This is a genomic window from Streptacidiphilus sp. MAP12-20 (genome assembly GCF_041262525.1).
GTDB lineage: Bacteria > Actinomycetota > Actinomycetes > Streptomycetales > Streptomycetaceae > Streptacidiphilus.
Genome location: NZ_JBGCCK010000003.1, coordinates 266486 through 286928, shown reverse-complemented (window position 1 = coordinate 286928; position 20443 = coordinate 266486). Strand labels below are relative to the sequence as shown.

Sequence of the window (20443 nt, the reverse complement as noted above, 5' to 3'; positions counted from 1 at the left end):
GAACCAGATTCTAGTTCATGTTTGGTTCCCGCTTCGGCCTCGTCTGGGCCGCAGTCACCGTATCCAGCCTCGGCGACGGCGTCCGCTTCATCGCGCTGCCATTGCTCGCGGCCAGCCTGACGAGCGATCCGCGACAGGTCGCCCTGGTCGCCTTCGCGGAACAGCTGCCCTGGCTGCTGACTGCGCTGCCCGCAGGCGTTCTCGCCGACCGGCTCGACCGGCGGCGGATCCTGTGGATCGCCGACGCCGCGCGCACCCTGATCGCGGCGGGGATCGCCCTCGCCGTGGCACTCCACGCGGTCTCCGTTCCGCTGCTCGCGGGGACCGGCTTCCTGCTGGGCTGCGGCGAGACCGCCTACGCCGCCGCCTGGAACGGGCTGGTGCCGGACCTGGTTGCCGCCGACCTGCGGGGCAGGGCGAACGGGCGGCTCCAGGCGAGCGCGCTGATCACGGACACGCTGCTCGGCTCGCCGCTGGCTGCGGTGCTCTTCGGACTCGCCGCCGCACTGCCCTTCGCCGTCGACGCCGGGTCCTTCGCGATCGCCGCGACACTCGTCTTCCTGCTGCGTGGCGGCTACCGACCGGAAGCCGGCTCGCCGGTGGAGCGACCACACGGTCTGCGGGGCGACATCGCCGAGGGGGTCCGCTGGTTGGCCCGCCATCCCCTGCTGCGCAATCTCTGCCTGGTGGCCGCAGTCGGAAACCTGGTCGGCATCGGCCTGATCGCCATCCTGGTCCTCTACGCCCGGCACACCCTCGGCCTCAGCGGGCTCGGCTACGCACTGCTGACCGCGTCCTTCGCCATCGGCGGCGTCTCGGGCGCGCTTCTCGCACCCCGCCTCGCCGCCAGGATCGGCGCGCCGCGGCTGCTGCGGATCAGCCTCCTCGGTGTGGTGGCCGCCGCGGTCGGCGCTGGCCTGGCCAGGAACGGTCTGACGGCGGGCGCCGCGGTCGCGGGCTACGGCCTGGCGAACATCGCGTGGAACACGACAGCCGTGACGCTGCGCCAGAACCTGGTCCCGAACGCGCTGCTCGGCCGGGTCACCATGGCCTACCAGATGCTGGCCGCCGGTGCCGGAGCATTCGGCGCCGCCACGGCCGGTCTGCTCGCCCACGCGACGACGCTGCGCACAACCTTCTTCGTCGGCGCAGCGCTTCTCCTGATCGCCTGGCTGGTACCGCTGAGGTCTCCCGCGCCCGCGCCGCCGAAACCTTCACTCCCCCGGGTGATCCCCACGCAGCAGAAAGGATCCGGCACGGCCGCACGGCCATAGCATCTGCGCTATGGGCTGGGGTACCGTGGAACTGGAACCAGAGGTCGCACAGTGGCTGGCCTCGCTCGACGATGGACGCTGGGCGCAAGCACTCATGCACTTGGACCTGCTCGAAGAGCGCGGCCCCCTGCTCGGCGAGCCGTACACACGGCAGCTTGACCGCAAGCTCCGCGAACTCCGCTTCTACTGCGGGGGCGAACGCACGCGTATCAGCTATTGGATCGCTTCAGGGCGGAGAATCATCATGCTGACCGTGTTCGTCAAGACGAGGATGCGCGAACGCGAAGAGGTGGAGCGAGCTCGGCGCGCGCTGAAGATCTGCCTGAGCGAGGCCCACTCAGTCGACGAGGAGGAGCTGCAGCCATGACCGCTTCCGATCGCAGGACCAGCCTCGCCGATGCCCGGCGCGCCCGCCCGAACACGCCCGAAATCGATGAGGCATACGCCGCAACTCGCCTCCGCTTCGAGCTCGGCGAGGCCGTGCGGCTGCGTCGCGGCGAGCGCGGACTGTCCCAGAGCGAGTTGGGCCGCCTGGCCGGCATGACCCAGTCGGCCGTCGCACGCTTCGAGGCCGGCGGAACCGTCCCCACTCTGCCGTTGCTTGAGCGGCTGGCGGACGCACTTGACCTGGACCTGCGCGTCGAGTTCGTGGAGCACGCCCGAAGCGCGTGAGCCCTCGAGTCGCCGCTCAGGGGCAGCGGACGACCTGGCCGGCGTAGGCGAGGCCGCCGCCGAAGCCGAAGAGGAGGACCGGGGCGCCGGAGGGGATCTCGCCGCGTTCGACGAGCTTGGAGAGGGCGAGCGGGACCGAGGCGGCCGAGGTGTTGCCGGATTCGACGACGTCGCGGGCGATGACCGCGGAGTCGGAGAGGCCGAGCTTGCCCGCGATGGCGTCGATGATGCGCAGGTTCGCCTGGTGGGGGACGAAGGCGGCCAGCTCGTCCGGGCGGACGCCGGCGCGCTCGCAGGCCTGGAGGGCGATCGGGGCGATCTGCGTGGTCGCCCAGCGGAAGACGGTCTGGCCCTGCTGGCTGATGGTCGGGTCCCAGCCGTCGATCCTGACCGCGTCGCCCTTGCTCGGGTCCGAGCCCCAGACGACGGGGCCGACGCCCGGGGTCTCGCCGGGGCCGGTGGCTTCGAGGATCGCCGCGCCCGCGCCGTCCGCGAAGATCACGCAGGTGGTGCGGTCGGTCCAGTCGACGGTGTCGGACATCTTCTCCGCGCCGATGACCAGGGCCCGGCGCGCGGCGCCCGCCCGGAGGGCGTGGTCAGCGGTGGCCAGGGCGTAGGAGAAGCCCGAGCAGACGGTGTTGATGTCGAACGCCGCCGGAGCGGGGACGCCGAGGCGGGCGGCGACCTGGGCGGCGGTGTTGGGGCTGCGGTCGATCGCGGTGCAGGTCGCGACGACGACCAGGTCCACGCTCTCGGCGTCGAAGCCGCTCGCCGCGAGCGCCTTCTCCGCGGCGCGGGCCGCCATGTCGGCCACGGTCTCGTCCGGCGCGGCGAGGTGCCGGCTGCGAATGCCGACGCGGGAGGTGATCCACTCGTCGCTGGTGTCGACCAGAGTCGCGAGATCCTCGTTGGTGAGCACCTTGGACGGCTGGTAGTGGCCCAGAGCGACGATGCGGGAACCTGTCATGAGACCACTCAAGCCGGTTACCGGCCGGTCTTCGGGGGCGACTCGGCACAGGATAAGCAGGCAGGAGCTGTAGATCCTGGACAAACCGTGCCCCTGGCGGGGTCAGTTCACTGCGAAAGTGATGCCGCGTCGCCCATGACGATGACCGGGTGCTTGGCCGGGTCCAGCGCGCGCAGCAGCGCCGCCATGTCCGCCTTCGACAGTGCGACGCAGCCGTGCGTCGGGCCGCCGTGGTCCACGTGGACCCAGATGCCGCCGCCGCGCGAGGCGCCCATCGGGCGCTGGCCGTTCAGCGGCGAGGTGCCTGGAACGTGGTTGTAGTTGATCGCGACGACGTAGTCGAACGCGTCCTGGAGCGACTCGCCCTCGAAGCCCGTGCCCGGCGCCTGGAACGCGGAGGAGCGGGTGTAGGGGAGCTTCGTGCCGGGGTTGGCGTCGAGGCCGCCGGCGTCGGTGAGGCTGAAGACGCCGATCGGGCTGTGCAGGTCGCCGGCGTGGTGGTCGGTGGTCCAGCCGTCCTTGCCGTTGCGCGAGGCCCAGGCCGTTCCGGCGATCCAGCTGCCGTCGGCGGTGCGGGTATAGAGGACGGCCGTGCCGGTGTTCTGGTCCTTGGCTTTGCCGGTGACCAGCAGCACCTGCTGCGCACTCTTCGGCACCTTGGCGGCGAAGCCCGCGCCGAGGCCCGGCAGCTGCTTGAGCGCGGCGGCGGGAGTGGCGCGGTCGACCGAGCGGGAGGCGTCGCCCTGCCCGGTACGGCCGGCGACGGGGGTGGCCGCGGGATCCGCCTGGGCGGCTGCGCCGCCGGCGTGGTGCGGGTTCAGGAATCCGGCCACTGCGATGACCGCGACCGCCGCGACCGAGCCGACCCCGAGGAAGCTCGTGCGCACCAGGCGCTTGCGCCTGGCCTTGGCACGGGCCGCGGCACGCGCTTGCGCGCGGGTGAGCCGGGGGGCTGAGCTGGTTCGGGCGTGGCTGGCCATAGGGGGGATCCTCGCAGGTGATCGACGTGACGCGGACCGTGAAGCCGCTGCGCTGCCACCCTTCGGGTCGTACACCGGCACCCTTCTGTGCAGGCGTCACCCGCGCCACGGTACCCCCATCGAGTGATGCGGGACCGCAACGGCGTGCAGTAAACCGAGTGGAATTGAGCCGCAGTCAGCGTCGACACGCCGGGCCTGCCAGCGCGGACCTCGGCCGACCGGTGCGTCGGAGCGCTTCGCGTGCGCATCACTCGATGTGTCTAAGGTCACAGGTGGCTCACAGCAACACTCACGGGGTGTCGCGCAGTCATACCTGGGTCGCCCGGCACCTCCAGGGGCGCGAGGCTCTGCGCGAGAAACCACCGGCGTGCGGATGGTCCTCAGTGCGCAGGGCCATCCGCGCGTGGGTGGCTTGTCGCGCAGTTCCTCGCGCCCCCGAGGTGTTGCAACTGACTACTGCACGCTGAAGACCGGCACCAGGGGTCCAGGCTCGTCCGCCGCAGAGAAAGCCGCAAAGTCGGCGATGACCGGCATATCCACCTGAAGCTCCGTCGGATCGCATCCCACCAGCGTCGTCATCAGGCGCGGCCCCTCCGCCAACTGCACCACCGCCGCGATGTACGGCAGGCGCTCGCGGAAGGGTGGGAGGTCGTTGGCGTGGACGACGGACCAGGTGTAAAGCGTGGCCCGGCCGCTCGCCTGCTCCCAGTGGACGTCCTCGCTCCAGCAGTACGGGCAGAACTCGCGCGGGTAGTGGTGCGCGCGGCCGCAGGCGTCGCAGCGGCGGAGGAGCAGGCGGCCCTCGGCGGCGGCGTCCCAGTAGGGCTGGGTGAAGGCGTCCGGCTCGGGCAGGTCGGTGCGGGGGATCGCGGTCACGGGTGGGTTCTCCTCACGCGCCGAAGAGGTGGAAGGCGTGGTCCAGGGACCAGCACTGCCAGCTCGCGGCGAGCAGGCAGACCAGCGAGACCAGCGCCATCATCAGGTTCTGTCCCTGCTCGGCCCAGTCGTGGATCATCAGCACGAAGTAGAGAAGGTTCAGCAGCAGGCCGGCCGCCAGCGCGATCGGGCTGAGCAGCCCGAAGGTCAGCCCGAGCCCCAGCGCCAGCTCCGCGAAGACGACGACGTACGCCATCGGTTTCGGCCGCGGCGCGACGATCCGGTCGAAGGACGTGCGGACGAAGCCCCAGCGGTGCCGGGCGGCGACGCCCTTGGCCCAGTCGATGCCGGTGGAGCGCTGCAGCCAGCCCTTCTTGTCCTTGTGGCGCCAGCTCTCCAGCCACCAGAGCCCCAGGCCTATGCGGAGCACCGCGAACGACTCCCCCGCCGACAATCCGTAGGTGTGCACTGTCTGCACCCGCGGTCACTCCTCTCCAGCCCCCGTGCCGATTGACTGACGATGCGTCAGTTTTACGTCTTCCTGCCAAGCTGCCCCAACAGTAATCTGATGGTACGTCAGATTTTCTCGTCAGCAAGGATCGGAGGAGCAGCCATGCGGGACACGGACAGCGACACCGACACCGACGTGAGCGGCCGGCCCCTGCGCCCGCGCACGGTCGATCTGGACCGCTTCTTCCGCCCCGCCGCCGTGGCGGTGATCGGCGCCTCGGACACGGAAGGACGGCCCAACACCGGGATCACCCGCCAACTGCGGGCCTGGTCGGAGCGGGTCGGTGCGCGGATGCACGCGGTCAACCCCGGACGGCAGGAGGTCGACGGGCAGCCCTGCTACCCGGACCTGGCGTCCATCCCGACCGCGCCCGGCGAGGGCCCGATCGACCTGGCGGTGATCCTGCTGGCGGACCCGGCAGCGGTCGTGCCACAGCTGGTGGAGGCCAAGGTGAAGTTCGCCGTCGCCTTCGCCTCGGGGTTCGCCGAGACCGGCGACAGCGGGCGGGAGGCGCAGCGCAAGCTGGAGCGGCTGATCGCGGACGCGCCCACCGGGCTGCGGCTGCTCGGTCCCAACACCAACCTCAACGCCTTCGAGCGGTTCCGCGACGACCTGACCGGACCGGCCGTCGCGCTGATCACCCAGAGCGGCCACCAGGGCCGGCCCCTCTTCACCCTCCAGCAGCTCGGCATCCGGCTGAGCCACTGGGCGCCCACCGGCAACGAGGCCGACCTGGAGGTCGCCGACTTCGTCCAGTGGTTCGCCGACCAGCCCGAGATCGGCGCGATCGCCGCCTACATCGAGGGCATCAAGGACGGCCGCGGCTTCCTGCTCGCCGCCGACCACGCCGCGCGACGCGGCGTGCCCGTCGTCGCGGTGAAGGTCGGCCGCACCGACGAGGGCGCGCGGATGGCGCAGTCCCACACCGGCAAGCTGACCGGCTCGGACGACGTGGTCGACGCGGCCTTCCGGCAGTACGGCGTGATCCGCGTCGACGGCCTGGACGAACTGCAGGACACCGCCGCGCTGCTGGCGCGCGCCAAGCCGCCGCAGGCGAAGGGCGTCGTCGTCTACTCCATCTCCGGAGGGACCGGCGCGCATCTCGCGGACATGGCGTCCGCGGCCGGGCTCACCCTGCCCCGGCTGAGCCAGACCAAGCAGGACGAGCTGCACCAGTGGATCCCCGACTACCTGAGCGTCGCCAACCCGATCGACAACGGCGGGCACCCGGTGGGCGACTGGCGCGGTCGTAAGATCCTGGACGCGATCGTGGCCGACTCGAGCGTGGGCGTGCTGATCTGTCCGATCACCGGGCCGTTCCCGCCGATGAGCGACAAGCTGGCGCAGGACCTGGTCGAGGTCGCCGAGACCACGGACAAGCTGGTCTGCGTCATCTGGGGTTCGCCGCTCGGCACGGAGGACGCGTACCGGACGACGCTGCTGGGATCCTCCCGGGTCGCGGTCTTCCGCACCTTCGGCAACTGCGTGAAGGCGGTCGCCGCCTACCTGGAGCACCACGACTTCGTGCGCGGCTACCGCTCCCCCTTCGACGCGGCCCCGCGTGAGGCCTGCGCGGGCAAGGTGAAGGCGCAGCGGGTGCTGCGCGGCGGGGAGCAGCTGAGCGAGTTCGCGGCCAAGCAGCTGCTGCGCGCGTACGGGATCAGGGTGCCCAGGGAGCAGCTGGTCACCAGTGCGGCCGGCGCGGTGCGGGCGGCGGGCGTGGTCGGCTACCCGGTGGTGCTGAAGGGCTCGGCGCCGGGCGTCGCGCACAAGACGGAGCTGGGCCTGGTGAAGGTCGGGCTGACCAGCGCGAGCCAGGTACGGGACGCCTTCCGCGAGCTGACCGACAACGCGCGGGCGGCGGGCATCCCGCGGCTGGACGGCGTGCTGGTCTGCCAGATGGTGGAGGCAGGGGTCGAAATGGTCGTCGGCATCGGCCAGGACGTCACCTTCGGGCCGACGGTGACGGTGGGGATGGGCGGCATCTTCGTGGAGGTGCTGCGCGACTCGGCGGTCCGGGTGCCGCCGTTCGGACAGGACGAGGTACGCGGGATGCTGCGCGAACTGCGCTGCTGGCCGCTGCTGGAGGGCGTGCGGGGACTGCCTCCGATGGATGTGGAGGCCTTGGTCGACGTGGTGCTGAAGGTGCAGCGGATGGCGCTGGAACTGGGCGACGAGCTGGCGGAGCTGGACATCAACCCGCTGGTGGTGCTGGAACGCGGCAAGGGCGTGGTCGCGCTGGACGCACTGGCGGTGTGTCAGTGAGCGCGTCGTTGCTGGTGGAGCGCGGGGACGCCGGCCTGCTGCGGCTGACGCTGAACCGGCCGGAGGCGTTGAACGCCGTGACGGCGGAGCTGCGGGAGCGGCTGATCGCGGAGCTGGAGGCCGCCTCGGCGGACCCGCAGATCCGGGTCGTCGTGCTGACGGGCGCCGGGCGGGCGTTCTGCTCGGGCGCGGATCTCAGCGGCGGCGCGGGCGGGGAGAGGGCCGCGGGCGACGTGGCGCGGATGCTGCGGCGCGGCGTGCAGCGGATGGTGGCGGCGGTGCTGGACTGCGAGAAGCCGGTGCTCTGCGCGCTCAACGGGGTGGCGGCCGGGGTCGGCGTGCAGCTGGCGCTGGCCTGCGACCTGGTGGTGGCCGCCGAGAGCGCGTCGTTGGTGCAGGTCTTCGCGAAGCGCGGTCTGGTGCCGGACGGCGGCGCGGCCTGGCTGCTGCCCAGGCTGGTCGGACCGCAGCGGGCCAAGGAGCTGCTCTTCTTCGGCGAGAAGGTGCGCGCGCCGGACGCGGAGCGGCTGGGCCTGGTGAACCGGGTCGTGCCGGCGGACGAGTTGGAGAAGACCGTCGCGGACTGGGCGGAGCGGCTCGCTGCCGGCCCGACGCGGGCCTACGCGCTGACGAAGGCGCTGGTGAACGCGTCGCTGGACGTCGACCGGGCGACGGCCTTCGAGGCGGAGGCGACCGCGCAGGAGATCAACATGACGACGCGGGACGCCCAGGAGGGCGTCCGCGCCTTCGTCGAACGCCGCGAGGCCCGCTTCGACGGGCGATGATCCGACGGGCGGTGATCCGTTCGGCGGTGATCCGTTTGGCTCGACCATCGCTCTTCCGCTCTGAAGAAGTGTCATCTTCAATGGAAAACACGACGACCGGAGGACTCCATGGGTCACGAGGGAATGGCCGTGGCGGCCGTCCGCTACCTGCGGGAGAGCGGCGCGACGCCCGCGGTGCTGCGTGCGGTGGAACAGTCGGTCGAGCGCGCGGATCTCACCGTCGGCCCGGAGGAGGGGAACGCGCCCGCGCTGCGGGACGCGCTCGGGCACTTCGCGACCGGGGTGACCGTGATCACCGCCGCCGGGGAGGACGGGCGACCGGTCGGCTTCGCCTGCCAGTCCTTCGCGTCGCTGTCGCTGGATCCACCGCTGATCTGCTTCAACGTGGCGAGGACCTCCGCCAGTTGGCCGCGGATCGCGCGAGCGGGGGCGTTCTGCGTCAATGTGCTCGCGGACGACCAGGGCCCGCTCTGCCGCTCCTTCGCCGTCAGCAGCTCGACCGGTGCGGACAAGTTCGCCGGGGTCGACTGGCAGCCCGCGCCCGCGACCGGCTCGCCACGGCTGGCGGACGCGCTGGCCTGGGTCGACTGCACCATCCACGCCGTGCACACCGGCGGGGACCACCTGATCGTGCTCGGCCGGGTCCGCGAGCTGGCCGCCCCGCGCGGGGGCGAGGCGGGGCCGCTCGTCTTCTACCGCAGTTCGTTCAGGCAGTTGCTGGAAGGCTGACCCCGGCGGGCGGCTGCTGCTTCGGACGGCGCAGCAGCACCGAGCAGGTCGCCGCGACCGCGCAGAGCGCGCCCGCGCCGTACCAGGCGAGGTCGTAGCTGCCGAGCTGGTCGCGGATCACGCCGGCTGCGGCGGCGACGATCGCCGCGCCCGCCTGGTGGCCGCAGAGGACCCAGCCGAAGACGATGGGTGCGTCCTCGCCGAACCACTCCCGGCACAGGGCGACGGTGGGCGGCACGGTGGCGACCCAGTCAAGGCCGTAGAAGATGATGAAGACCACCATGCTCGGGTGCACGGTATGCGCGAAGAGCACCGGCAGGAACAGCAGCGAGATGCCGCGCAGCAGGTAGTAGACGCCGAGCAGCTTGCGCGAGTCCATCCGGTCGGTGAGCCAGCCGGAGAAGACCGTGCCGACGACGTCGAAGACCCCGACCAGCGCGAGCAGGCTCGCAGCGGCCGTCTCCGCCATGCCGTGGTCTCCGGCGGCGGGGATGAAGTGGGTGCCGACCAGGCCGTTGGTGCTCGCGCCGCAGATCGCGAACGAGGCGGTCAGCAGCCAGAAGGCCTTGGTGCGCGACGCCTCGCGCAGCACGCGGAGGGCGCGCAGGCCCTTGCCGGTGTCGACGGCGGGCTCGGCGTAGTCCTCGGGCGCGCCGTAGGGCAGCAGGCCGAGGTCGGAGGGGCGCTCGCGCATCAGCAGGGCGACGATCGGGACGACGGCGACGGCGCAGATCGCGACGGTCATCGAGGCGCTGCGCCAGCCGTACTGCTGCACCAGCCAGGCCAGCACCGGCAGGAAGACCAGGTTGCCGGCGGCACTCGCGGCGGTCAGCACGCCGGTGACCAGCCCGCGCCTGGCGACGAACCAGCGGCCGGTGACGGTGGCGCTGAAGGCGAGCGCCATCGATCCTGAGCCGAGGCCGACCAGGACGCCCCAGGAGAGCAGCAGTTGCCACGGCTGCGTCATCAGCAGGGTGGCCCCGGAGCCGAGGGCCATCATGCCGAGCGCTGCGGAGACGACGCGGCGCACCCCGAAGCGGTCCATCAGCGCGGCGGCGAAGGGCGCGGCGAGGCCGTTGAGCAGCATGTTGATCGAGACGGCCGCCCCGACCAGGCCGTGCGACCAGCCGAACTCGTGGTGCAGCGGCTCCATCAGCAGCGCGGGGGTCGACCGGAACCCGGCCGCGCCGACCAGCACGAGCAGGGCGACGACGGCGACGATCCACGCGTAGTGCAGGCGCGGACCGCGGGCAGCCGGGGGTGCTTGAGGGGTGGCGGTGGTGGCGGCGGGGGTCAGCTGATCGGTCACGACAGGAGCATGGCGGAGCGACGACCGGACCATCGAGTGGCTGGATGGCCACCTTGCGCAAGGATCGGGCCAGGGGGAGAGTGGAGGCATGACGCACGCAACCGCCCCCGCACCGCCGCACGAGGTCGCGATCCTCGCGCTGGAGGGCGTGGTCGCCTTCGAGCTGGCGACGCCTTCGCGCATCTTCGAGTCGGCCCACGAGCGCGGCGCCGCACCCCTTTACCGGGTGCGCACCTGCACTCTGGACGGCGGTCCGGTGCGCACCGGCAGCGACTTCCGGATCAGCGTGGACCACGGCCCGGAGCTGCTGGCCGAGGCCGACACGGTGGTCATCCCGGCCTCCTTCGAACTGGGCCCGGTCTTCACGGAGGGTCGACTCTCACCCGAGCTGGAGTGGGCGTTGGGCCACATCCGGCCGGGGACGCGGCTGGTCTCCATCTGCACCGGCTCCTTCGTGCTCGGCGCGGCCGGGCTGCTCGACGGCCGCCGGGCCACCACGCACTGGCGCTACACCGAGCAGTTCCGGCAGCTCTTCCCGAAGGCGCAGCTGGACCCGGACGTGCTCTTCGTCGACGACGGCGACCTGCTCAGCTCCGGCGGCGTCGCGGCGGGCGTGGACCTCTGCCTGCACATCGTCCGCCGCGACCACGGCTCGGCGGTCGCCAACTACGTCGCCCGCCGCTGCGTCGTCGCCCCCTGGCGCGAGGGCGGCCAGGCGCAGTACGTGGACGCCGCCGTCCCCCAACCCGGCGTCGAGGGCACTGCCCCGGCCCGGAGCTGGGCGCTGGAGCGATTGGAGCAGCCGCTGACACTCGGTCAACTGGCGGAACAGTGCTCGATGAGCGTGCGCACCTTCACCCGCAGGTTCCGCGACGAGACGGGCCAGAGCCCGGTGCAGTGGCTGCTGGTGCAGCGGGTCCAGCGGGCCCGGCAGCTGCTGGAGCACGGCGACCTGACGGTGGACCGGGTCGCCCACGAGGTGGGCTTCGGCAGCGCGGCGTCGCTGCGCCAGCACATGCAGACGGTGCTGGGCGTCTCCCCGACCGCCTACCGCCGGACCTTCCACGGTTCGCCGTAGGTCGCCGGCTTCGGTCCCCGGCTTCGGACCCCGACTTCAGGCCCCCGCCGCGCCCGGCGCCGGGGCCGCCGGGGCGCCGGTGGCGTCCGTGCTGTTGCGGGCGTCGGGTCCCTGGGACAGCACCTGGGCCTGCTGGTCGACCAGCCGCGTGAACGCCTGCTGGACGAAGCCGAAGACCACGGCGTAGAGGGCGTCGCGGCTGTCCGAGACGGCGACGCCGCCGGAGCCGTCGATCACCTTGACCGCCAGGACTGCAGTGGCCGCTCCGGCGACGAGCTTCAGAAGCCCCTGGGCGGGGACGAGGTTGTAGACGCCGGTGCCCCCGGACTGCTTGTCGGCCAGCACCACCACCGAAAGCGCCCCGGACAGCGCGCCCAGGCCGACAACCGGCCCGCCGGTCACCCCGGTGACCCAGAGCGCGACGACCAGCGCGGCGCAGACTCCGAGCAGCGCGTAGAGCGCGTTGCGCGTCCGGCGCACCTGCTGGTGGCGGGCGTCGGAGACGGCGTGGTGCGCCGCCAGGATGCGCTGGGCGACCAGCGGGTCGGGCGCGACGGCGGGGTCGCGCCACGAATCGAGGGTCTGGATCTCGGACTTGGCCCGGTCCGGCGCGAAGGTCGACCGGGCGATCTCCTCCAGGCGCGGGACCTGGGCCCGCAGGCTCTCGGCGGGCTGGACGGTGACCAGGGCACGCTGCGCACGGTGCAGCGCTCCCCAGGCAATCTCGACGCTCGCGCCGGTGGCCCAGTCCATGAACCGGCTCCACCAGCCCCCGCCTCCGGCCGCCGCATCGCGGGCCACGGTGAGGTCCCCCTCGACCTGCGCGCGCGGGGCCGCCGTCGCGGGCGTCTGCGCGACACGCCCGAGCTCGGCCTCCAACTGCTGTGCCTGGCGCAGGACTCCCACCGTGAACGACGTCTGCCCCATGGCCGGGCTCCCTTCTACGCGCGGCACCCTAGTGGCGTGAGCCGTACGCGTCACCCGGTCGGATGGGTTCCGCTTCCGGGTCAGAAGGTCAGCACCGCCCGCGCCACACCGCCCGTCTCGGTGGCCTTCGCCGCCTCCTCGAACTGGTCGATCGGGAAGGTGCAGGTCACCAGCTCGTCGAGGAGCAGGCGGCCTTCGGCGTAGAGCTGCGCGTAGCGGGCGATGTCCAGCTGCGGGCGGCTGGAGCCGTAGCGGCAGCCCAGGATGGACTTGTCGAGGAACAGCTCCACCGGGCGGAAGGACGCCTCCGCGTCCGCCGCCGGCATGCCGAGCAGGACGGCCTGGCCGTGGCGGTCGAGCATGTCGATCGCCTGCCGGGTGAGCTTGGTCGGACCGACGCACTCGAAGGCGTGGTCCACTCCGTTCGGCAGCAGCTCGCGGACGGCCTCGACGGTGTCCGCGACGGCGCGTGCGTCGATGAAGTCCGTCGCGCCGAAGGTCCGGGCGATCGACTCCTTCTCCGCCACGGCGTCGATCGCGATGATGCGCGAGGCGCCCGCGATCCGTGCGCCCTGGATGACGTTGAGGCCGATGCCGCCGCAGCCGATGACGGCGACGGTGTCGCCGATGTCGACCCTGGCCCGGTTCAGCGCCGCGCCGACGCCGGTGAGCACCCCGCAGCCGATCAGTGCCGCCGAGGTGAACGGGATGGCCGGGTCGATCGGGACGACCTGGACCGCCTTGACGACCGTCCGCTCCGCGAAGACGGAGGTGGAGGCGAAGTTGTAGAGCGGCTGGTCGCCCCGGGTGAACGGCTTGCCGGGGAACCCGATCGCCTTGCGGCACATGGTCGGCCGCCCGCGTCCGCACTCGCGGCAGGTGCCGCAGCTGGCCAGGGTGGAGAGCGCGACGTGGTCGCCGGGCTTGACGTGGCTGACGCCCGCGCCGACCGACTCCACCGTCCCCGCGCCCTCGTGCCCCAACACCACAGGCACGGGGAACGGGATGGTCCCGTCGATGACGGAGAGGTCGCTGTGGCAGAGGCCAGCCGCCGCGATCTTCACCATCACCTCGCCCGGCCCCGCTTCACGGACCGTCAGGTCGTCGACCACCTGAGGGGACTTGCCGTCGAAGATGACGCCCTTCATTGTGTGTTCTCCCAACTCCGGTGGTGCTCAGGACTGCCAGACGAGGGCCTGCTGCTCGCTGTACGCGTGCAGGCCGAAGGAGCCGCCGTCGCGGCCGACGCCGCTCTGCTTGAAGCCGCCGAAGGGCGTCTCCGGGTGCCGCTGGGCGGTGTTGATGCCGACGTTGCCGGTGCGCAGGCGCGCGGCGAGCGCGTAGGCGCGGGCGGTGTCGCCGGTGAAGAGGTAGTCGTAGAGCCCGAATTCGGTCGAGTTGGCGATGGCGATCGCCTCCTCGTCGTCCTCGAACGGAATCACCACCACGACCGGCCCGAAGACCTCCTCGCGAGCGATCGTCATCGCGGGGGTGACGTCGGCCAACAGTGTGGGCGCGACGAAGAAGCCCGCACCGGGCAGCTCCGGCGAGTCCGCGGTGTGCTCCTTGCGGGTGCCGCCGAAGACCAGACGGGCGCCCTCGCTGATCGCGCCGGAGATGTAGCCCTCGACGCGGTCGCGGTGGGCCGAGGAGATGACCGGCCCGACGACGGTCGTCGGCAGCAGCGGGTTGCCGACGGACAACCGGGACGCGTAGCGCGCGAGCCCGGCGACGACGTCGTCGTAGCGGGAGCGGTGCACCAGCGCGCGGGTGGGCGCGGTGCAGATCTGCCCGGAGTGGAACGCCCAGGTCGAACCGATCGCCTGGATCGCCTTGCCCAGGTCCGCGTCCTCCAGGACGATCGCCGCGCCCTTGCCGCCGAGCTCCATGAGGAGGCGCTTCATGGTCGCGCCGCCGTCGGTGGCGATCCGGCGGCCGACGGTGGTCGAGCCGGTGAAGCTGATCATGTCGACGTCGGGCGAGGCGACGAGCGTGGCGCCGGCGGCCGCGCCGGAGTCGGTGACCACGTTGAAGATCCCGGCGGGCGCGCCCGCCTCCAGGAAGATCTCGCCGAGCTTGAGACAGGCGAGCGGGTCCTGCGGAGCCGGCTTGGCGACGACGGTGTTGCCCATCGCCAGCGCGGGCGCGAGCTTGCCGGCGAGGTTGACGATGGGGAAGTTGTAGGAGGTGATGCAACCGACCACCCCGACCGGCCGCCGCGCGGCGGCGGCATTGGTCAGCCCGCCCGCGGCCAGCGCGGTCGCCGCGACGGGCAAGGCGGGGAACGGCTCGACGGTGGACTCGAACGCGCCGCGCGCGTAACGGCGGAAGCGGTCGGCGACGACGGGCAGCTGCATGGTCGACGCGACACGGATGGTGGCCCCGGTCTCCGCCTGCAGGAGCGGCACGAAGTCTGCCGCGCGCTCCAGGACCAGGTCGGCGATCCGGTCGAGCAGGGCCGCTCGGGCGGACGGCGAGGCGCCCGCCCATTCCGCTTGCGCGGAGCGCGCGGCGGCGATGGCGTCGGCGACGTCGGAGGGGGAGGCCTCGGGCGCGGCGCCGACGAGGGCTTCGGTGCCGGGGTTGACGACGTCGTAGGTTCCTGCGGCGCCGTCACGGTATTCGTTGTTGATGAAGAGGCGATGTGCGGTCATAACGTGCACGTCCTTCAAAAGAGTTGGTTGCAACACCTCAGGGGCGCGAGGAACTGCGCGACAAGCCACCCACGCAGGTACTGATCCGAACGAGCAGGGCCATCCGCACGCCGGTGGTTTCTCGCGCAGTTCCCCGCGCCCCTCAAGCCGCTAGCGCGGCAGCCCGAGGACCCGTTCGGCGATGATGTTGCGTTGGATCTGGTCGCTGCCGCCGTAGATCGTGTCCGCGCGGGAGAAGAGCAAGGTGTGCTGCGCGACGGTGAGTGGGTAATCGTCCACACCATGCGCCGCTCCGTCGGCGAACGCACCCGCCAGGCCCCGCACCTGGACGGCCAGTTCACCCAGCCGCTGGTGCCAGCCTGCCCAGACCAGCTTCGCCACCGCCGCAGTCCCCGGCTCCGCCGTGCCCAGCGTGCGGAGCGCGTTCGCGCGCATGACCTGCAGCGAGGCCCACTGCTGGAGCAACGCCTCGCGCAGGACCGGATCCCGGTCCGCGCCCGAGTTGGCCGCCGCGCGCAGCACCGCGTCCAGCTCGCGTTCGTAGCCGATCTGGCGACCCAGCATGCCCGCTCCGCGCTCGAAGGACAGCAGCGTCATCGCCACCGACCAGCCCTCCCCGACTTCCCCCAGCACGTCGACCGCCCGTGCCTCGTCGAAGAAGACCTCGCTGAACTCGCTCACGCCGTTCAGCTGCCGGATCGGACGGACCTCGATCCGCCCCGCCTCCTGCTCCATCGGCAGCAGCAGCAGACTCAGGCCCGCGTGCCGCTGCGAGCCCGGCTCCGTGCGGGCCAGCACGAAGCACCAGTCCGCCCACTGCGACAGCGAGGTCCACGTCTTCTGCCCGCTGACCAGCCAGCCGTCTCCGTCTGCAGCAGGAACCGCCACCGTCCGGACCGCCGCCAGATCCGATCCCGCGCCGGGCTCGCTGTAGCCCTGGCACCAGATCACCTCCCCCGAGGCGATGCCCGGCAGGTACCGCTCCAGCTGCGTGACGCTGCCGCGCAGCAGCAGTGTCGGGGCGAGCAGCTGCTCGCCCACGATGCCGAGCGGGTCCGGGGCCTGGGCGCGGGCGTACTCCTCGAACCAGACGACCTGGCGGGTCAGGCTGCCCTCCGGCCAGCCAAGTCCGATCCAGCCGCCCGCTCCCAGCTCCCGCTCCCACGCGCGGCGACGCTGCGCGTCGTCGGGGGCCTTGACCCCGCGAAGGTCGGCGAAGGCCCCGCCCGGGCCGAGCCGGGCCGTGAGCCATTCCCGCGCCCGCGCGCGGAACTCCTCGTCCGCCGCGTCGAACCCAAAGTCCATGAGACCTGTCCCGCCTACGCGTTCGGACGCTCGTTGGCGGCGGCGGCCTTGGCCATCGCCTCCAGTTGGACCAGCATCGGCATCGGGTCGACGCCGACCGTGCCGGGGAGGAAGTCGGCGATCTTCTCCGGCGTCCAGGAGCCCGACTCCGCGTACATCGCGCGCAGCTCACGAGGCTGCGCCCAGACCGCGATCTTGGGTCCGGCGACCGTGTAGACCTGGCCGGTGATCTCCTTTGCGGCCTCCGAGAGCAGGTAGACCACGAGGGCCGCCACGTCCTCCGGCTCGCCGATCTCCTTGAGCTCCATCGGCACGTTCGCCGACATCCGCGTCCGCGCCACCGGCGCGACCGCGTTGGCCGTCACCCCGTACTTGTTCAGGCCCAGCGCCGCGCTGCGCACCAGCGAGATGATGCCGCCCTTGGCCGCGCTGTAGTTGGCCTGACTGGCGGAGCCCTGGTGGTTGCCGCTGGTGAAGCCGATCAGCGTGCCGCCGCCCTGCTTGCGCATGAGCGCGGACGCCGCCCGGAAGACGGTGAAGGTGCCCTTGAGATGGGTGGCGATGACCGGGTCCCACTCCTCCTCGGACATGTTGAACAGCATCCGCTCGCGCAGGATCCCGGCCACGCAGACGACCCCGTCGAGCCGGCCGAAGGCGGAGACCGCCGCGCCGACCACGCGTTCGCCGCCTGCCATGGTGGCGATGTCGTCGGCGACGGCGATGGCCTCGCCGCCTGCAGCCTCGATCTCCTTGACGACCTCGTCCGCGACCTCGCTCGCGGGGGCGGAGCCGTCGATGCCCACGCCGTAGTCGTTGACCACGACCTTCGCGCCCTCGGCGGCGCAGGCGAGCGCCACCGCACGCCCGATGCCGCGTCCGGCCCCGGTGACCGCGATCACTTTGCCGCGCAGGAACTCAGCCACGCCGTACCCCTCCTCAAGAATCTGACGGACCGTTAGATTCTAGGCAGGCCACCAGACGGACGGGAAGAGGAGGCGGAGCTCGTGCCCGCACCCAGCGACTTCGACGAGTTCAGGGACATCGCCAAACGCGTGAACAACTGGGGGCGTTGGGGCGCCCAGGACGAGATCGGGACGCTGAACCTGATCACGCCCGAGGTGGTCCGCGCCGCCGCGGCCTGCGTCCGTACCGGCAAGCGGTTCAACCTCGCACTGCCGCTGCAGCAGTACGGCGTACAGACCGGCATGATCCCCGGCCGGGTCAACCCGCTGCACACGATGGTCGCGCTCAACTACGAGATGTTCGGGCCCGGCGCCATCGCCACCAGCGACGACGTGGCGACCCTCGGCCTGCAGGCGGCCACCCACTGGGACGGCCTGGGCCACGTCAGCCACGGGGGCCGGATCTACAACAACCGCCCCGCCGACAGCATCAACGCCCACGAGGGCGCGACCCGCTCCGGCGTCGAGAAGGCGACGCCGCTGGTCACCCGCGGCGCGCTGCTGGACGTCGCACGCGCCCGCGGCGTCGGACGACTGCCCGGCGACCACGCCGTCACCCCCGAGGACCTGGAGGCAGCCGAGGAGCAGGCCGGAACCAAGGTACGCGCCGGTGACGTGGTGCTGGTCCGCACCGGACAGATGCAGCTCTACCTCGGCGGGGACCGCGACGCCTACGCCTTCCCCTCCCCCGGCCTCGGGCTGCGCTGCCCGGAGTGGTTCCACGCCCGCGACGTGGTGGCTGTGGCGAACGACACACTGACCTTCGAGATCTTCCCGCCCGAAATCGACGGTTTGTACCTCCCGGTCCACGCCCTCGACTTGGTCGAGATGGGCATGATGCAGGGCCAGAACTGGAACCTGGAGACGCTGGCCGCCGACTGCGCCGAGGACGGCGTGCACGAGTTCCTGCTGTCCGCCCCGCCCGAGCCCTTCGTCGGCGGCGTGGGCGCGCCGGTGGCGCCGATCGCGGTGAAATAACGGTGAAATAGTCCGACTTGATGTGACAAAGCAGGTGGCACAACCCGTGACAAAGCAGGTGGCGCGGCGCCGTGCGCGGTTCTTCTCCACGCGGCACGGCGCCCCGCCATCTGCTCTCGGCGCGTGGGCCCTGACCCGCACCGAAGCGATCCGCACTCGCCAAGGAAGCAGGCAGCACGACGACCGGGCGCCCTTGGCGTCCCCTCGCAACGAATCGCTGAATCCAAGCGTGATCAGGCGGACACGTCACGTCAATGGCTTGTCCGGAATTCGGATTGGTTGCGCAGCGTTTGAGCCTTCATCTGTTTGTTGCCGTATCCCTCGTCGACACGACTCCTCGGCGACGGCGTAGCGCCGGCCCATCTCCTGCTGATGCTCGGCGTCCGGGTGCAGACCGTCGGGCAGCACGCCGCGCGCAGCGTCCGCGGCCGAGCAGAGATCGCGGCCGTCGATCCAGGTCAACGCGGTGTCGCCACGCTTGCGATGGAGTTCAACCGCGTCGTGCAACTGCTCCCTGAGCTGGTCCAGCGTCAGGTCGCCGAAGGCCTCGGACATTCCGTCCGTGAGTTCGGTCTCCCGTTCGCCACCGAACACCGGTCCGAGGACGGTGACCGGAACTTCGGGCTGACGGGAGCGAATTTCAGCCAACAGGCCGTGCACGGCGGGCAGGAAGGTCCGCTCGCGCAATGCGGCGGAGTTGTAGACATTGATACCGAGTTCCAGGGTTATGAAATCGGCCGGGCGGTTTGCCAGCATTCGCCCGACCAAGGGGTCGAGCAGACAGGCGCCGCCGTACCCGAGGTTGGTGAGATTGCGGCCCATCAGCCGGGCTGCCGTGGCCGGCCAGGTCCGGGTGGGCGTGGCGGCGAAGCCGTGGCTGATGCTGCTGCCGTAGACGCTCCAGCAGGGACGCGCATCGGGCAGCGGGAGCAGCGTCTCGCCGTCGAGCGCGCGCAGGCCGCGCAGCCGGACGGCGGGCAGGATCGGCAGGGCGATCTCGATGTCCTTCACCTCGGCGGGCAGCCCGCCGAAGACGACTCCGGCGACGCCCAGCGCGGTGGAACGGACCAGCTCTCCGTCGACGGAGAGATCGCACCAGGCCTCGAAGACCGGCCCGCCCTGGAGCTGCACGGAGACGGCGTCCAGCAGCAGCCGCGTGGACGCGGTGCGCACCCGGATCCGCACCCCGCTCGGGCACATGGCCGGCAGCACGAGGTCGCGGTGGTGCAGGTCGAGGTCGGCGACCGGGAGCCGCCAGGGCATCGCCCAGGAGCGGTCAGGGGCCCACTCGATGTCGACGACGCCTTCCAGGGCCCGGACGGTCCCGGCCGCATCCCAGGCCGCACTCCAGGGTGCATGCGAGGCCGGGGGAGAAACGTTCATGCAGAAGAGGGTTCCCCCTCGGGCGGACGATCAACCGGCAACCCCCGCGTGCGCCGTCAGCCGTCCATGGCGTGCAGCGCGGCGGCCGGGGCCTCGGCGACGACGGCAGGCTCCTCCGGCGCCAGCTCGCACCAGACGCGCTTGCCGCTCCCGTCGGGGAACCACCCCCAGCGATCCGTCAGAAAGCTCACCAGCTCAAGCCCACGGCCGTTGGTGTCCTCGTCCGGCGCGACTCTGGGCGCGGGCGGGGCGTCGCTGGCGTCGGCGACCTCGACCCGGACCGGGCGGCGCTCCGCGTCGTGGCCGACCGGGAAGAGCAGCCGCAGCACCGCCGGGGAGCCGGTGTGCACGACCGCGTTGGTGACCAGTTCGGAGACGACCAGGACCAAGGTCTCCCCCAGCGCCGCGTCCGGGTCGAAGCCGCAGCCGGTGAGCCGGCTGCGCGCCCAGCGGCGGGCGCGGCCCACTTCCGCCGGGTCGGCCTGAACCGCCGTCTGGACCTGAAGCACCTGTGCCTGAACCTGCACCTGTCACACCACCCGTGCTTGCGGGATCAGCCGGGCCGCGCGACCGCGCGAGCCGCGTACCGGCGCGTATGTGTTCAAGGATGATCCGGAGCCAGGCCGACGAGCATGGTCTTCGGGCATATTCCAGCCGAGGGGCCACCCACAGGTGCATACTGCCCCGGCCGCTCCGCCGCCAACGACGGACTGCTTGCTGCGCACCCCCGTGAGCGTAACCGAAGCGGGCCGCGACGCCGGGAATCCCAGCGGCGTCGCGACAAAAAC

At 71.8% G+C, this 20443-nt stretch carries 20 protein-coding genes; 8 read left to right on the top strand and 12 right to left on the bottom strand.

Translation table 11 applies throughout. From position 1 onward, the window contains the following. Positions 1-17: 17 nt before the first annotated feature. From ABIA32_RS05740 to ABIA32_RS05730, 3 genes are read left to right on the top strand one after another with little or no spacing between them, the layout of a single operon-like run. Positions 18-1274 carry an MFS transporter gene (locus tag ABIA32_RS05740; RefSeq protein WP_370092733.1) on the top strand — a complete coding sequence of 419 codons (1257 nt, stop codon included), beginning with the start codon at positions 18-20 and terminating at the stop codon, positions 1272-1274. Between the two features lie 10 nt (positions 1275-1284). Next, complete coding sequence (locus ABIA32_RS05735; RefSeq protein WP_370092731.1) at positions 1285-1641, top strand: type II toxin-antitoxin system RelE/ParE family toxin; 357 nt, start codon at positions 1285-1287, stop codon at positions 1639-1641. Then, complete coding sequence (locus tag ABIA32_RS05730; RefSeq protein WP_370092730.1) at positions 1638-1946, top strand: helix-turn-helix domain-containing protein; 309 nt, start codon at positions 1638-1640, stop codon at positions 1944-1946. Before ABIA32_RS05735 ends, ABIA32_RS05730 begins: the two co-directional genes overlap by 4 nt. Before the next feature lie 16 nt (positions 1947-1962). Here the strand turns inward: ABIA32_RS05730 and ABIA32_RS05725 are convergent, their stop codons facing one another. The 4 genes from ABIA32_RS05725 to ABIA32_RS05710 all read right to left on the bottom strand — a co-directional run bounded on the left by ABIA32_RS05725 (position 1963) and on the right by ABIA32_RS05710 (position 5238). Next, positions 1963-2913 carry a beta-ketoacyl-ACP synthase III gene (locus tag ABIA32_RS05725; protein WP_370092728.1) on the bottom strand — a complete coding sequence of 317 codons (951 nt, stop codon included), beginning with the start codon at positions 2911-2913 and terminating at the stop codon, positions 1963-1965. Positions 2914-3020: 107 nt separating this feature from the next. Then, the gene (locus ABIA32_RS05720) at positions 3021-3893 is read right to left on the bottom strand and encodes a L,D-transpeptidase family protein (protein ID WP_370092726.1); all 873 of its coding nucleotides are present in this window, start codon (positions 3891-3893) and stop codon (positions 3021-3023) included. Positions 3894-4346: 453 nt separating this feature from the next. Beyond that, positions 4347-4769 carry a Zn-ribbon domain-containing OB-fold protein gene (locus tag ABIA32_RS05715; RefSeq protein WP_370092725.1) on the bottom strand — a complete coding sequence of 141 codons (423 nt, stop codon included), beginning with the start codon at positions 4767-4769 and terminating at the stop codon, positions 4347-4349. A 13-nt stretch (positions 4770-4782) separates the two neighbouring features. Beyond that, positions 4783-5238, bottom strand: coding sequence for a DoxX family protein (locus ABIA32_RS05710; RefSeq protein WP_370092816.1), 456 nt, complete (start codon positions 5236-5238; stop codon positions 4783-4785). 144 nt (positions 5239-5382) lie between these two features. Between ABIA32_RS05710 and ABIA32_RS05705 the strand changes: the two genes are divergently transcribed. From ABIA32_RS05705 to ABIA32_RS05695, 3 genes are all read left to right on the top strand, one after another. Further along, positions 5383-7545, top strand: a complete 2163-nt coding sequence (locus ABIA32_RS05705; protein ID WP_370092724.1) for an acetate--CoA ligase family protein — start codon at positions 5383-5385, stop codon at positions 7543-7545. Then, positions 7536-8330, top strand: a complete 795-nt coding sequence (locus ABIA32_RS05700; protein ID WP_370092723.1) for an enoyl-CoA hydratase/isomerase family protein — start codon at positions 7536-7538, stop codon at positions 8328-8330. Before ABIA32_RS05705 ends, ABIA32_RS05700 begins: the two co-directional genes overlap by 10 nt. A 108-nt stretch (positions 8331-8438) precedes the next feature. Then, positions 8439-9059: a flavin reductase family protein gene (locus tag ABIA32_RS05695; protein ID WP_370092722.1), complete on the top strand. Its 621-nt coding sequence runs from the start codon at positions 8439-8441 to the stop codon at positions 9057-9059. Here the strand turns inward: ABIA32_RS05695 and ABIA32_RS05690 are convergent. Then, positions 9037-10401: an MFS transporter gene (locus ABIA32_RS05690; protein ID WP_370092721.1), complete on the bottom strand. Its 1365-nt coding sequence runs from the start codon at positions 10399-10401 to the stop codon at positions 9037-9039. The two genes, ABIA32_RS05695 and ABIA32_RS05690, sit on opposite strands and share 23 nt — an antisense overlap. 55 nt (positions 10402-10456) lie before the next feature. Between ABIA32_RS05690 and ABIA32_RS05685 the strand changes: the two genes are divergently transcribed. Beyond that, positions 10457-11446 (top strand): GlxA family transcriptional regulator, encoded by a 990-nt coding sequence (locus tag ABIA32_RS05685; protein ID WP_370092720.1) that lies wholly within the window; start codon positions 10457-10459, stop codon positions 11444-11446. A gap of 36 nt (positions 11447-11482) precedes the next feature. Here ABIA32_RS05685 and ABIA32_RS05680 read toward each other — a convergent pair whose 3' ends face one another. The 5 genes from ABIA32_RS05680 to ABIA32_RS05660 form a co-directional block, all read right to left on the bottom strand. Next, positions 11483-12373, bottom strand: coding sequence for a hypothetical protein (locus ABIA32_RS05680; RefSeq protein WP_370092719.1), 891 nt, complete (start codon positions 12371-12373; stop codon positions 11483-11485). An 80-nt stretch (positions 12374-12453) separates the two neighbouring features. Next, complete coding sequence (locus ABIA32_RS05675) at positions 12454-13521, bottom strand: Zn-dependent alcohol dehydrogenase (protein ID WP_370092718.1); 1068 nt, start codon at positions 13519-13521, stop codon at positions 12454-12456. Between the two features lie 27 nt (positions 13522-13548). Further along, on the bottom strand, positions 13549-15027 hold the full coding sequence (locus ABIA32_RS05670) for an aldehyde dehydrogenase (protein ID WP_370092717.1): 1479 nt from the start codon (positions 15025-15027) through the stop codon (positions 13549-13551). A gap of 150 nt (positions 15028-15177) precedes the next feature. Next, positions 15178-16332, bottom strand: a complete 1155-nt coding sequence (locus ABIA32_RS05665; RefSeq protein WP_370092716.1) for an acyl-CoA dehydrogenase family protein — start codon at positions 16330-16332, stop codon at positions 15178-15180. Positions 16333-16346: 14 nt separating this feature from the next. Continuing rightward, positions 16347-17255 (bottom strand): SDR family oxidoreductase, encoded by a 909-nt coding sequence (locus ABIA32_RS05660; RefSeq protein WP_370092715.1) that lies wholly within the window; start codon positions 17253-17255, stop codon positions 16347-16349. 81 nt (positions 17256-17336) lie between these two features. Between ABIA32_RS05660 and ABIA32_RS05655 the strand changes: the two genes are divergently transcribed. Further along, positions 17337-18272, top strand: a complete 936-nt coding sequence (locus tag ABIA32_RS05655; protein ID WP_370092714.1) for a cyclase family protein — start codon at positions 17337-17339, stop codon at positions 18270-18272. Between the two features lie 246 nt (positions 18273-18518). Here ABIA32_RS05655 and ABIA32_RS05650 read toward each other — a convergent pair whose 3' ends face one another. Next, the gene (locus ABIA32_RS05650) at positions 18519-19535 is read right to left on the bottom strand and encodes a GDSL-type esterase/lipase family protein (RefSeq protein ID WP_370092815.1); all 1017 of its coding nucleotides are present in this window, start codon (positions 19533-19535) and stop codon (positions 18519-18521) included. 176 nt (positions 19536-19711) lie between these two features. Then, positions 19712-20182 carry an ATP-binding protein gene (locus tag ABIA32_RS05645; RefSeq protein WP_370092713.1) on the bottom strand — a complete coding sequence of 157 codons (471 nt, stop codon included), beginning with the start codon at positions 20180-20182 and terminating at the stop codon, positions 19712-19714. Positions 20183-20443 lie beyond the last annotated feature (261 nt).

Coding starts and splice junctions, on each gene's coding strand:
- ABIA32_RS05740 (WP_370092733.1), top strand. CDS start 18: ATGTTTGGTTCCCGCTTCGGCCTCGTCTGGGCCGCAGTCACCGTATCC.
- ABIA32_RS05735 (WP_370092731.1), top strand. CDS start 1,285: ATGGGCTGGGGTACCGTGGAACTGGAACCAGAGGTCGCACAGTGGCTG.
- ABIA32_RS05730 (WP_370092730.1), top strand. CDS start 1,638: ATGACCGCTTCCGATCGCAGGACCAGCCTCGCCGATGCCCGGCGCGCC.
- ABIA32_RS05725 (WP_370092728.1), bottom strand. CDS start 2,913: ATGACAGGTTCCCGCATCGTCGCTCTGGGCCACTACCAGCCGTCCAAG.
- ABIA32_RS05720 (WP_370092726.1), bottom strand. CDS start 3,893: ATGGCCAGCCACGCCCGAACCAGCTCAGCCCCCCGGCTCACCCGCGCG.
- ABIA32_RS05705 (WP_370092724.1), top strand. CDS start 5,383: ATGCGGGACACGGACAGCGACACCGACACCGACGTGAGCGGCCGGCCC.
- ABIA32_RS05695 (WP_370092722.1), top strand. CDS start 8,439: ATGGGTCACGAGGGAATGGCCGTGGCGGCCGTCCGCTACCTGCGGGAG.
- ABIA32_RS05690 (WP_370092721.1), bottom strand. CDS start 10,401: ATGGTCCGGTCGTCGCTCCGCCATGCTCCTGTCGTGACCGATCAGCTG.
- ABIA32_RS05685 (WP_370092720.1), top strand. CDS start 10,457: ATGACGCACGCAACCGCCCCCGCACCGCCGCACGAGGTCGCGATCCTC.
- ABIA32_RS05680 (WP_370092719.1), bottom strand. CDS start 12,373: ATGGGGCAGACGTCGTTCACGGTGGGAGTCCTGCGCCAGGCACAGCAG.
- ABIA32_RS05675 (WP_370092718.1), bottom strand. CDS start 13,521: ATGAAGGGCGTCATCTTCGACGGCAAGTCCCCTCAGGTGGTCGACGAC.
- ABIA32_RS05670 (WP_370092717.1), bottom strand. CDS start 15,027: ATGACCGCACATCGCCTCTTCATCAACAACGAATACCGTGACGGCGCC.
- ABIA32_RS05665 (WP_370092716.1), bottom strand. CDS start 16,332: ATGGACTTTGGGTTCGACGCGGCGGACGAGGAGTTCCGCGCGCGGGCG.
- ABIA32_RS05650 (WP_370092815.1), bottom strand. CDS start 19,535: ATGCCCTGGCGGCTCCCGGTCGCCGACCTCGACCTGCACCACCGCGAC.